This is a genomic window from Pseudomonas sp. LBUM1668 (assembly GCF_059695715.1).
The window spans coordinates 3,167,298-3,179,733 of record NZ_CP166787.1; the positions used below are offsets into that span (position 1 = coordinate 3,167,298).

At 55.6% G+C, this 12,436-nt stretch carries 8 protein-coding genes; 4 read left to right on the plus strand and 4 right to left on the minus strand.

Annotated elements, in window-relative coordinates; all coding sequences use genetic code 11:
- Positions 1-15: 15 nt before the first annotated feature.
- Genes ACA061_RS14165 through ACA061_RS14180 form a run of 4 tightly spaced genes read right to left on the minus strand, consistent with a single transcriptional unit; the run spans position 16 to position 6,141 of the window.
- On the minus strand, positions 16-1,230 hold the full coding sequence (locus ACA061_RS14165; protein WP_150615539.1) for a hybrid sensor histidine kinase/response regulator: 1,215 nt from the start codon (positions 1,228-1,230) through the stop codon (positions 16-18).
- Positions 1,224-1,817, minus strand: coding sequence for a chemotaxis protein CheB (locus tag ACA061_RS14170; RefSeq protein ID WP_150615538.1), 594 nt, complete (start codon positions 1,815-1,817; stop codon positions 1,224-1,226). Before ACA061_RS14170 ends, ACA061_RS14165 begins: the two co-directional genes overlap by 7 nt.
- Positions 1,814-2,647 carry a CheR family methyltransferase gene (locus ACA061_RS14175; RefSeq protein WP_150615537.1) on the minus strand — a complete coding sequence of 278 codons (834 nt, stop codon included), beginning with the start codon at positions 2,645-2,647 and terminating at the stop codon, positions 1,814-1,816. The genes ACA061_RS14170 and ACA061_RS14175 overlap by 4 nt, the downstream gene beginning before the upstream one ends.
- Complete coding sequence (locus tag ACA061_RS14180) at positions 2,647-6,141, minus strand: response regulator (protein WP_497299436.1); 3,495 nt, start codon at positions 6,139-6,141, stop codon at positions 2,647-2,649. The genes ACA061_RS14175 and ACA061_RS14180 overlap by 1 nt, the downstream gene beginning before the upstream one ends.
- Positions 6,142-6,405: 264 nt before the next feature.
- On the opposite strand from ACA061_RS14180, the gene ACA061_RS14185 reads away from it, so the two are divergent.
- From ACA061_RS14185 to ACA061_RS14200, 4 genes are all read left to right on the plus strand, one after another.
- A complete protein-coding gene (locus ACA061_RS14185; RefSeq protein ID WP_497299437.1) occupies positions 6,406-6,768 on the plus strand; it encodes a response regulator in 363 nt (120 codons plus the stop codon).
- A 244-nt stretch (positions 6,769-7,012) separates the two neighbouring features.
- A complete protein-coding gene (locus ACA061_RS14190; protein WP_497299438.1) occupies positions 7,013-10,210 on the plus strand; it encodes a hypothetical protein in 3,198 nt (1,065 codons plus the stop codon).
- A gap of 118 nt (positions 10,211-10,328) precedes the next feature.
- Complete coding sequence (locus ACA061_RS14195; protein WP_497299439.1) at positions 10,329-10,964, plus strand: hypothetical protein; 636 nt, start codon at positions 10,329-10,331, stop codon at positions 10,962-10,964.
- Between the two features lie 80 nt (positions 10,965-11,044).
- Positions 11,045-12,349 (plus strand): glycosyltransferase, encoded by a 1,305-nt coding sequence (locus tag ACA061_RS14200; protein ID WP_497301940.1) that lies wholly within the window; start codon positions 11,045-11,047, stop codon positions 12,347-12,349.
- Positions 12,350-12,436: the final 87 nt, after the last annotated feature.

The following is a 12,436-nucleotide window of genomic DNA, read 5'->3' on the forward strand; positions in this document are numbered from 1 at the left end:
GATACGACCGTGCGGTCACTCAGAGGTTGCGTCGGATTTGCCGTTTTCCTCGATCGGCAGACAAACGCGAAACAGGGCGCCCTCGTTGATTTGACTCTCGACGACGATGGAACCGCCATGGGCGGCGACGATCTGCTCGGAAATGAACAGACCCAACCCGAGACCGGCCACTACCGTCTTGGCGGAAACCCGTTCGAACTGTTGGAAAATACGTTTCTGATTCTCGGCGCTGATGCCAATCCCGTGGTCCTGAACCTCAACCCGGGCTTCGTTGCCTTGGCGATAGACGCGGACCTGAATCGGGCTCCTGCCGCCGTAACGCAGGGCGTTGGTCAACAGATTGGAAATCACCTGCTCGATGCGGAACTCATCCCAGCAACCTTTCACCGGCATATCCGCTTCGAAGGTGACGGTGGTTTCGGCGGCTTCGATTTGCGCCGCAAAGTTTTGCAGCAGATTGCTCACCAACTGCACAAGGTCGAACGAATTCGGCCGGATCGACAGCTTGCCGGTACGAATCCGCGACACGTCGAGCATGTCCTCGATCAAGCGGATCAGGCTTTTGATCTGCCGCTCATCGCGATCGACCATGGCGTGCATCTTGTCGAGGGTGAACGCCGCGGCGTTGTCCCGCGCCAGGTGCATCTTGCGCAATTGGGTTTCGAGTATCAGGCCATTGAGTGGCGTGCGCACTTCGTGGGCGACGATTGACATGAAGTCATCGCGCATCCGCACCGCTTGTTCAAGCTCCGACTGGGTGCTCTGCAATTGTTGCAGCAGCGCTTCCTGCTCCCGTCGAGCCTGCTCCAGCGCTTCGACCTGTTGCTTCATGGCCTTGCTCTGGCGATATAGATCGACGAACACGTTGACCTTGCTCTTCACCGCGTGGATATCCAGCGGTTTGTGCAGAAAGTCCACCGCGCCGCTTTCGTAACCTTTGAACGCGTAGTTCAGTTCACGGCCAGCGGCGCTGACGAAAATGATCGGGATGTTCTTGGTTTTCTCGGTGCCGCGCATCAACTCGGCCAGTTCGAAGCCGTTCATGCCGGGCATCTGCACGTCGAGAATGGCCATGGCGAACTCGTGTTGCAGCAGCAGCGACAATGCTTCGTCGGCCGACAACGCCTTATACACGGTGCGGTCTTCGCGTTTGATCAGCGCTTCGAGAGCCAGCAGGTTCTCGGGCAGATCGTCGACGATCAGCAGTTTTGCCTGGATATTACTCAGCATGCGATTCGTTCCAGCTCGACTAACAGACGGCCGATGCCGTGAATGGGTAAGACATGATCCGGCTGCTGAATTTTCAGCGCAGCCAGGGGCATAGTGGCGATCTGGGCGTCATCAGGATCCTGCACGATGGTCAGCCCGCCGGAGCGTTTGACCTGCGCCAGCCCGCGCGCGCCATCGTGATTGGCACCGGTCAGCAGCACCGCCGCCAACCTCGGCCCGTACACGTCGGCAGCTGACTCGAAAAGATAGTCAATCGATGGCCGCGAATGATGCAGCCGGTCCTCAAGGCTCAAGGACAAACTGCGGTCCTGTTCCACCGACAGGTGATAACCGGGCGTGGCGAAATACACCGTGCCGGCCTGGATGTCCTGTTTGTCGGTGGCCTCTTCGACCGGCAGTTGCAAACGTCGGGCGAACACTTCGGCCAACTGGCTGCGACGCTCCTCCGGCAAATGCAACACGACGATGATCGGCAGCACAAAACCTTGGCGCAACGGGCCCAACAGGTTCATCAATGCCTCGACGCCACCGGCGGAAGCCCCCATCACAATAGCCTCGATTCGAGGCAAATCCGCAGTCTCGTTCATTTTTTGCGGTAGATCCGTTCTTGCTTTACCAGCGGCTCGAACTGGTTCGCATAGCTGGAAAAATCCAGCGTCTCTTTGCTGCCGAGCACCAGAAAACCGCGATGACAAAGCGATTCATGGAACAGCCCGAACGCCCGATCCTGAAGCTTCTTGTTGAAGTAGATCAGCACATTACGGCAGGAAATCAATTGAGTTTCCGAGAACACACTGTCAGTGGCCAGACTATGGTCGGCGAACGTCACGTTCTCACACAGGCTCTTGTCGAAAATCGCGTAACCATAAGCGGCAGTGTAATAGTCGGCAAATGAACACTGACCACCGGCCTGCTGATAGTTGGCGGTGTAGGCGCGGACATTTTCCATCGAAAAAATACCCTGCTTGGCCTTGTCCAGCGAGCGCGGGTTGATGTCGGTGGCATAGATGATCGTGCGCTCGAGCAGGCCCTCTTCGCGCAGCAGAATCGCCATCGAATAGACCTCCTCCCCCGTGCTGCACCCGGCGATCCAGATCTTGATCGAAGGGTAGGTGCGCAGCAACGGCACCACTTCCTTGCGAATGGCGAGGAAGTGCGACGGATCACGAAACATCTCGCTGACCGGGATCGTCAGCAATTGCAGCAACTGCATGAACGCTGTCGGGTCATGCAGGACTTTCTCCTGCAACGCCGAAATGGTCGCGCATTCGAACTGGCCCAATGCGTGCTGCACCCGACGCTTGATCGAAGCGCCGGAGTAATCACGAAAATCGTAGCTGTACTTGAGGTAAATAGCCTCAATCAACAACCGCAGTTCGATCTCACTGTTGCGCTCTGATGAGTTACTGCCTTCCACTAAATGCGTTCCATCTTCGGTAACCACACACGAATCAGCGAGAACAGGCGATCCAGGTCGATAGGCTTGGCCAGATAATCGTTGGCGCCCGCCTGCAGGCAGCGCTCCTGATCATCCTTCATGGCCTTGGCCGTCACCGCAATAATGGGCAGTTTGCGCCAGCGCGGATCCTTGCGGATCTCTATGGTGGCTTCGAAACCATCCATTTCCGGCATCATCACGTCCATCAGCACCAGATCGATGTCGTCGACTTCATTGAGTTTTTCAATCGCCTCACGACCGTTCCGGCCGATCACCACGACTGCACCTTTTGTTTCCAGCGCGCTGGTCAGGGCGAAAATGTTGCGCACATCGTCGTCCACCAGCAGCACTTTGCGACCTTCAAAGACCTTGTCGCGGCTGCGCGCGGTCTTGAGCATCTTCTGCCGTTCATGGGACAACTGCGATTCGACTTTGTGCAGAAAGAGTGTGACCTCATCAAGCAAACGTTCCGGTGAGCGCGCACCCTTGATGATGATCGAGCGCGAATACTTGCGCAGCTCGGCCTCTTCGTCGCGGGTCAGGTTGCGCCCGGTGTAGACAATCACCGGTGGGAACGAACAGATGTCCTCGGTTGACATGCGCTTGAGCAGCTCGTTGCCGAGCATGTCCGGCAGCTTCAGGTCGATCACCATGCAGTCAAAGATTGTCGTGCGCAGCAGATCCAAAGCATCTTGAGCAAGACCCACCGCGGTGATTTCGATGTCGTCATCGCCAATCAGCCGCGCAATGCTTTCACGCTGCAGATCATCGTCCTCGACCAGCAGCACGCGTTTTACCTTTTGCGTCAGTTTGGCTTCGAGACGGGCAAACACGTCCTTGAGCTCTTCGCGGGTGGTCGGCTTGACCGCGTAACCGATGGCGCCCATGTGCATGGCTGCTTCGACACGATCCTCGACCGAGATGATATGGACCGGGATGTGACGGGTTTCGGCGCGTTCTTTCAAGCGCTGCAACACGGTCAGGCCAGAGTGGTCCGGCAGGCGCATATCGAGGAGGATCGCGTCCGGTACAAATTCCCGCGCCAGGTCATAACCTTCGTCGGCCCCGTGGGCGACCAGGCACTGATAACCCAGTTCATGCGCCAGGTCATAAAGAATGTGGGCGAAATTCGGCTCGTCCTCGACCACCAGAATGCAGCGGGTGGCAAATGGTGCCTTGTCGCGGTCATCGGCAAAGCGCGGGATGTTGACCGGTGCCAGCGATGTAACCGGCGCCGCTGGCGCGGCAACGTGCGTGACTGGCGCGGGTGGAGTGAAGCTCAGCGGCGCGAACGGCGTGTCGCCCGGCTCGCTGTACTGCAACGGCAAAACCAGGGTAAACACACTGCCCTGCCCCGGTTTGCTGCTGACGCTGATCGAACCGCCGAGCAACATTGCCAGATCCCGGGAAATCGACAACCCCAGCCCGGTGCCGCCGTACTTGCGATTGGTGGTGCCATCGGCCTGACGGAAGGCTTCGAAGATGCTTTCCTGCTGATCCGTGGCAATGCCGATCCCCGAATCCTGAACGATGAACGCAATGCGCTCATCGGGCTGACTGGCAATCGTCAGGCTGACCGATCCTCGCTCGGTAAACTTCACCGCGTTGGACAGCAGGTTCTTGATCACTTGTTCAAGGCGCTGGCGGTCAGTGAACATCGTCGTCGGGGCGCCGGGTTGCACTTCGACATGGAACGCCAGCTTCTTGTCCGCCGCGATCGGTTCGAAGACACCCCGCAAACCGTCCGCCAGCCGCGCGACGTGAGTGTTTTCCGGTAGCACTTCGAGCTTGCCCGCCTCGACCTTGGAGATGTCGAGAATATCGTTGATCAAGTTCAGTAGATCGTTGCCGGCGGAATAGATCGACTCGGCAAACTTGACCTGCTCGGGACTGAGGTTGTCCTGCGGGTTTTCCGCGAGCAACTTGGCGAGGATCAGCGAACTGTTCAGCGGCGTGCGCAGTTCGTGGGACATGTTGGCGAGGAACTCGGACTTGTACTTGCTCGAACGCTGCAACTCTTCGGCGCGCTCTTCGAGTTGCACCTGTGCTTGATTCAGCTCGGTGTTTTTCAAGTCCATGGCGTCGCGTTGTTCTGCAAGTGTCTGGGCCTGTTCGGCCAGTTGCTCGTTGGTCTGCTCAAGCTCCACTTGCTGGGTTTCCAGATGCGCCTGGGATTCCTTGAGGATCCGCGACTGCTCTTCCAGCTCTTCGTTGGCGGTTTTCAGCTCTTCTTGCTGCACCTGCAACTCTTCGTTGAGTTGCTGGGTTTCGGCCAACACTTCCTGCAGCCGCTGGCGATAACGGGCCGCCTCGATAGAGGTGCCGATATTGCTGGCGATCAGCTCCAGCAGCTCGATGTCGCGGTCATTGAGCGGACGCAGGAAACCCAGTTCGATCACGCCGTTGACGCGGTCGTCTTCACTGGTCGGCACCACCAGCACACTGTGCGGCAGACCTTCGCCAAGACCGGAACTGACCTTGAAGTAATCGAATGGCACGGAATCCAGCCGAACCAGACGCGCCTGCTGCACCACTTGACCGACGATGCCTTCGGCACTGTGAATCGCCTGATCCTTTTCTTCCTGTTCACGCGAGAAGCCATAGGTGGCGACCCGCTTGAGGCCACCGTGTTCTTCGCGAACATAGAGCGCAGCCACCGCGACGCCGAGATATTGGGCGCAGAACTGCAGAATGTTGCGCCCCAGCAGATTCAGTGTCAGTTGCCCCAGCACCTGCTCGGCCAGTTCGGTCTGGCCGTTACGCAGCCAGGCCTGGCGCTCCAGGCGCTCGGCGCTGGCCTGCTGCGCTGCCAGCGTGGCACCGTAGCTTTCAGACAAATTGACCAGATCGCGACGACCAATGTAGGCCAGCAACCCGCTGATACCCGCAACGAACAGCAGATAGAGGGTGATGCTCCAGATCGTCGTGCGGCGCACCTCTTCATTGCGCGTGGCGCGCAACTGCTGCTCCATGTCGATCACGTCTTCGAACTGCTTGCGAATCTCGTCAGTCAGGCGCTTGCCGCGCCCGGCCCTCACCGCACCACGGTAATCACCGCTGCTGCGCTGTAAATCGATCATCGATTGCGCGTAGGTCGCCCATTCGGTCTGCAAGGCTTGCAGGCGGCGTAAACGATCGGTTTGCACTGGGTTGTCGCCGGTCAACTCAAGCAACGTATTGAGCGCCACGGCGATTCGCGGTTTGGCCGTTTCATACGGATCGAGGAAGTGCTCATCGCCGCTTAACAGGAAACCGCGCATACCGGTTTCCAGATCCACGGTCAGTTTCACCGCTTCGTTGGCGTTATTGATCACCCGGTCAGTGTGTTCAACCCACTGGATGACCGATAGCAGGTAAGCGATCAGCGACACGAAGAACACCGCGCTGAGCACGCCGACGCCCAGTGGCAGACTGACGTTGCGACTCAGGAGTTTGCGAAAGCGTTGCTCATCAACCGAAGACGGAGAGGACATGGGGCAGCCTTGTCGAACTGTTGAAAACCCGAGAGTTTGCCCCAAAACACCGGCCTGGATCCATTTTTCTGACGAATTTAGCAGCAAATTCCTACATTTGCCTGCGCGTGGATGCGTGCCAACAGTTATCCTTGCGCGCCCCGCAGCTGCTAATCTTTTTTGTATCAAACCGGGAACTTGTGGCTATGCGCCACTTACTCATGCAAAAGCACGGTATTTTTGATCGACCGGCGCACCCGATTACTACCCTTTGAGAGCTTAATTATGTCCGCCACCCTTTCCACCATCCTGGTCGTCGAAGACGACGCCATCGTGCGCATGCTGATCGTCGATGTGCTGGAGGAACTGGACTTCAAAGTGCTGGAAGCGGACGGCAGCGAGCAGGCGCTGGAAATTCTCGTGGATACGGCCAAGCACATTGATCTGATGATGACGGATGTCGGTTTACCGGGCATGGATGGCCGTGAGCTGGCCCTGGAAGCGCGTAAAATGCGCCCCGAATTGCCAATCCTGTTTGCTAGTGGTTACGCCGAAAGTATCGATGTGCCAGATGGCATGCACGTTATCGGCAAACCTTTTTCGATTGACCAGCTGCGCGACAAAGTGAAGGGAATACTTAAACCATAACGTGTTCGCCCTTCACCTTTTAAGCAAAATAACCTCGAACACGGGGTTCAATCGATCATTTACGCAACAGACTATTACCGGTCTGTTGCGCTGCACAACTTGCAACTCTTTTAAACTTTAAAAGTCGCGAAAACAGATTTACTGTGCGCCCACCTAACGGCGCAAACACTTACCTGTGTGTTTCACCTAATTGAACTCACCAAGGCCGGAGAGGAACTACAAGCAACTGACAAGGATGAAATCAGTGAAGCCATCACCAAAACAAAGTCTCGTCGAGCAGCGTGACGGAAAACTTGCCCCCTCAAATTTCAATGCTCCGGAACAACGGGACATTGAAGAAAAAAACAATATTCTTGCTGCCATCAAAGCAAAAATCGGCGAGCGCACCGACGAAGAAACCCTGGACCTCAATAAGTTATTCGCCTCACGAGTCACCGACAGCACTTTCGATCATGCCTGTGAATTTGCGCGAATAGAATTGCAGAAGCTCACGAAAAGGGATGCCTTTCTCCTACTGGATGACAGATACATTTTCTGCGAAGAAACAGTGTTTGAAGTTGATGAAAACGCCAGACTGCGCGGACTCGATGATGACTTCTGGCTGGATCTGGATAACTCATCCGGTCTGATAGAACCTCCTGATCGTGACTGGTTTGATATGAGCACGGATTCGCTTGTCACCACCTATCTTAGCGAGGATCTTACCCTGCTCGCCGAATGTGCAGCCAACCTTGGTGGCCGAGTACTTATCGGGAAATACATCAGCGTCGGACAGTGGCTTCGCTTTCAAAAACACGACCTGCCCCACACGGTGCTGGAAGCCAGGCAATTGATCGCGCATCTCACGTTCAAATTACCGTCCCCCCCGCCACTGGGCAACTATCACGAGTTGATCTTCGCCGCGCAAGACAGCCCCTTTCGACTCACCGATATTGACCGCCAGACCATCAAAGCGTTGATCGAGGAAACCACTGGCGGGGTGACATCGCTGTTTCAGCACATCGTTCCTTACAACAATTTCAATGAAATAGGCGTTGCTGATCGCAGACAGCATGCCGCTACCTTTATTGAACAGTTCCTGAAAAAACCCAAGGCGCAGGCCTTCGGCGCAACGATGCATACCCGGCTGAACTGGAATCTTGAACAAGACGATAGCGAGGTCGCCCGCATGCAAATCATGCATCTGGTCGTATCCGCATTGATCATTGACATCATTCCTACACTGCAACACCACAGCGCAGTCATTGCCGGGTTCGACATGTACCACCCGAACAACGCGTCATTGACCCCCGCGTACGTCGTCGAGAACCTTGAACAGCACTTGCTGCAAACCACGGCAATTGAAGCGACCAATGTGCAAATTGCAGCACACCTGCTGCTGTCCGGGACAGCGCCAGAATTTTTGATCGCCGATACACCGGCGGAGTTGACATTGGGTAAGCCAGGTTGGGTCGTGCTGTCGCAAACAGTCGCGACGATTGAACTGGCCACGCCCGGAGCCGCGCGCTTGTTGAGTTACGCGGACATCATAGCGTTTTCCGAACTGAGCCCAATTAGCAGCGATCAGCGCACACTGCAGGAATTAACGTCCGCCTTGCCGGTCATCAACTGGGCCGTGATGAACAATCTTGTCCCTTATGCACAGGGAAAGGATTACAGCCACGAAACGTTTTTAAAAGCGGCTACATACTTCGACCGTTACAGCGATGCATTGCACCAATCCGAAAAAGGTCTGTCAGGCGTCGCGCCCGACCGAACAAAGTTGTCGCTAAAAGCGCTACAGCAAGTTCTTGCACCTGGTGATTACCTGCAACGTAAAGCGTTTTCGATCAAATACGATAAATCCTTCACTGACCGCAACTGGCTCGACCTTCTGGGCTCACTCAACTTGAAGGGGCTGGCCGAGGAAATATTCGACTATTCACTGGATAGACGAGGTATGAGCAAATTCGCCTTGAGCGAACTGCGTAAGTTACGCCTCAGCGTGGTTGACCTCTACATGTCCGGTGATTTGAGCGAAAACGGCAAGCTGACCTCGAAATACAAAACCGCAGCTAACTTCGCGGCACCCGTGGGCGCTTTTCAACGTCTGAATGAGCTGGAGCCCGCAGCCGCGATCTTTGATCGCGCATTCACACAATATTATGAAGAATTGCAGGCGGGTCGGGACGCGTTGATCAAGCTTGCCATTTGCAATCTGCCCAACCGCGACAGACAAGCACTGATGAACGGCCATGTCTCGATCTATACCGTTCGCGAAACAGCCAATCCTATCAACGCCTTCGAGGAAACCCAGAATCATCGCGACGCGAAGAAAGGTCGCTTTGGCGTCATTCTGTGCACCCAGTCCGCGGGGGTGACCCGAAGCTACGAGCTATTCACATTGAGGGGATTGTGCCGGGAGTGCCCCGAACTGGCGTTGATGTTACGGAAGACCGGTGTGATCAATCAGAATCCCCAGCTCTCGTACACAGGAAAAAAAACCGATTTCCAGAAGAAAAATCAAGACCACGTCTGGCCACTGGACTTCAGTGCCTATGCCAGTGGCAGCGAACCCCGCAGTGGCATGACATCCAGCGTCGTGGTGGAGAAACTATGTCAGATGCACCTGCAGGCAGACAATGTCGGGCAAGTAGCACTGTTCTTCGCTCCGGCGCTGAAAGAACTGACTGATTGGGTGCTGACCTATCACCCTGTTCTGACTCGCGAAGAAATGTATGCATCGCTGAATACGCAGACCGAGCTGCAGGTATTGCGTCAGCACAACAGAGTGGTGGATAAATTCCTCGTGGATCTGGTCGTGCCTTTCAAAAAATGCATTGAGGATATCCAGTCCGGGGATGCACCGCGTGTTTCCGAAGGCATCGGAGGCTGCATTCTGGACGGTCTGGCCTTGGTCGGTTTGCTGGTCGGTCTGGGTGTTACGGTGGCGAACATCGTGACCAAATCTGTATCGACCACCGCAAAGGTCTTGAGTATCGCCAAAGCCTCGCTCAGATTTGCTGTCGCTGTGGTCAATCCACTGGACGGTTTACCCGATCTGGCGCAAAAGGGTGCGCGGTTGGCCAAGCGTGGGGCGCTGTTGTTGTCCAAGCGCAGTTCGCAAGCTCTGGAAGTTGCCAGCAGTCAAATCCGCAGATTGAGCGGCAGCTCGCAATCCTATGATTTGATCAAGGCCGCCAAGCGCACTGATCTCATGCAAGGCCAGTGGAAAGCGGTCGATGATCTGGCTGAACCGCTCGAACTCGTGGCCCTGCAACGCAACAACGAGTGGCATGCGCTGCACTTCAAGACAGGCGGCGCCTGGGGACCGAAGCTGCCGAATTTCAAGATTCTGGATTTTTCGCCTTTGCGGCGTTTTTTTTGCGCGCTTCAAGCCGCACGGTTACACCCGGCGTTACTTGAAAAGGTCGCTGCCCCTCGCCAAAAGCAAGTTGGATAACGCCATTAGCGTATGTACCGACCCTAACTGGGAGGCCCAGGTTCGACTGGTTTTTGAACACGTATTCGGGACATATTCCGACGATGCCCTGAAACATGTGCTGCAGAGACTGCGTGCCATGCGCCACGATCTCAACGGTGTCTCACTGGCCAACATGTCGTTCAAGAAAGATCCCGTCAACGCCTTGGCAGCCTTGCGAACTACGGACTATAAACAGTGGAAAGCAGCCAGGAAAAATGTTGACGATCCTGCGGGTTCGTTCAAACGCTTTTTGAAGATATTTCCCGACCAGATGGATGAGTTCTACCGCACCAGCCGTTACGACGACAGCCGGATCGCCGACGTGCTAATCCATGAGTTATCGCACGGTGCACCAGGAACGCTCGATTTGTATTACGGGCATGTGACCCCGTTTTCCCAATTAGACGTCACCTCGCTGGTTGATTTGGCAAGGAGTTCGACCCGGGCTCACCCGCGGTTCCCGGACAATCCCCACGCGGTATTGGCGCGACCAGGCGACTGGAAGATTCTTGACTCCAGCGCCGCCAGTCAACCGCTGTTGGTGCGTCAAAATCCGGCACTACTCAATGCCGACTCCTATGAACTGGCCGTGGGTCTGCTCGACCAGATCAAAACCGAGCGCCCTATGTTCGAGTTGAACATCGACGCAATCCGTTTCCCGGTATACCACGCCCACCCCGAGCGCTTCCTGGACCAACCGGTCCTGGTCAACCTCGGCACGCCGATTACCTGATATAGACAAACCGGACACCGTCCGGTTTGTGTTTTAATCCGCGCTGTTTTTTTCCCACCGTACGTTTAGGAATCCGCGTTATGAGCCAGCCTGCAACCAAAGTTCTCGTCATTGGTTACGTCTGGCCCGAACCCCGCTCATCCGCCGCCAGCGGGCACGTGATGCAGATTCTCGAGACGTTCCTGGAGCAAGGCTGGGAGATTACCTTCAGCAGCCCGGCAGGTCCCGGTGAGCACAAGGCCGATTTGTGTGCACTGGGGATCCGCGAGGTGCCGATCGAACTCAATAACAGCAGCTTCGACACCTTCATCAGTGACCTGGCGCCCGACATTGTGTTGTTCGACCAGTTCATGATGGAAGAGCAGTTCGGCTGGCGGGTCGAAAAGCACTGTCCAGGCGCCCTGCGTGTTCTGGAAACATCTGATCTGCAAAGCTTGCGACATGCCCGCCATCAACGGCTCAAGGATCGTCTGAAAGCCAATAACGATCAGGATGACTTCAGCGATTTGTTTATTCCTGCGTTGCGCGAAGAATTCGAATTGATGGCTACCACCGACCTGGCCAAACGGGAAATTGCGGCGTTGTATCGTTGTGACTTGAACCTGATGATTTCCGAAGTGGAAATCGAGTTACTGGTCAAACAGTTCGGTTTACCGCGCCAGTTGCTGCATTGGTGTCCACTGATGGTTGACCTGCCAGAGGCACCAGCGCGAACCTTCGAAGATCGGGAACATTTTCTGAGTATCGGCAATTTCCGTCATGCCCCCAACTGGGATGCCGTGCTCTGGATGAAATCGACCATCTGGCCGCTTATTCGCCAACAATTGCCTGAAGCACAACTGCACATTTACGGCGCCTACACGCCCCCCAAAGCCACGGCTCTGCACAACGCGGCGCAGGGCTTTCATGTAATGAACTGGGCTGAAGATGCATTGCATGTCATGTCTGCGGCGCGGGTCTGTCTGGCGCCTCTGCGCTTTGGCGCCGGGATCAAGGGCAAGCTCGTTGACGCGATGCTTTGCCGCACTCCGAGTGTCACAACGCCGATCGGTGCCGAGGGCATGCACGGTGAATGCCGATGGCCTGGAGATGTCACCCGTACCGCGACTGAATTCGCCGACTGCGCGATCAAGTTATATAAGGACGAAACTTACTGGCAAGCTGCCAGCCTGGCTGGCGACAGGTTATTGAGCGAGCGTTACCAACAGAAAACCCATGGACCAGCGCTCATCGCGAAACTGCAAGAATGCAAAATAAACTTACAATCACTGCGAGCCAATAATTTTATCGGCAGCATGTTGCGCCATCATGCCCACAAAAGCACACAATATATGGCTCAGTGGATTGAAGCCAAAAACAACAACACCCCGTCGACCCAGGCATAAAGATACCAGCACTACAAAACTTGTATTACATCGGCTATTGGCGAACCAACAACCCAGACTTATAAACATCCTGCCTGTGCGAACGTT

What these genes read in the sequence shown, in the direction of transcription:
- ACA061_RS14165 (WP_150615539.1), bottom strand. Translation starts at nt 1,230, where the DNA reads ATGCTGAGTAATATCCAGGCAAAACTGCTGATCGTCGACGATCTGCCC.
- ACA061_RS14170 (WP_150615538.1), bottom strand. Translation starts at nt 1,817, where the DNA reads ATGAACGAGACTGCGGATTTGCCTCGAATCGAGGCTATTGTGATGGGG.
- ACA061_RS14180 (WP_497299436.1), bottom strand. Translation starts at nt 6,141, where the DNA reads ATGTCCTCTCCGTCTTCGGTTGATGAGCAACGCTTTCGCAAACTCCTG.
- ACA061_RS14185 (WP_497299437.1), top strand. Translation starts at nt 6,406, where the DNA reads ATGTCCGCCACCCTTTCCACCATCCTGGTCGTCGAAGACGACGCCATC.
- ACA061_RS14195 (WP_497299439.1), top strand. Translation starts at nt 10,329, where the DNA reads ATGCGCCACGATCTCAACGGTGTCTCACTGGCCAACATGTCGTTCAAG.
- ACA061_RS14200 (WP_497301940.1), top strand. Translation starts at nt 11,045, where the DNA reads ATGAGCCAGCCTGCAACCAAAGTTCTCGTCATTGGTTACGTCTGGCCC.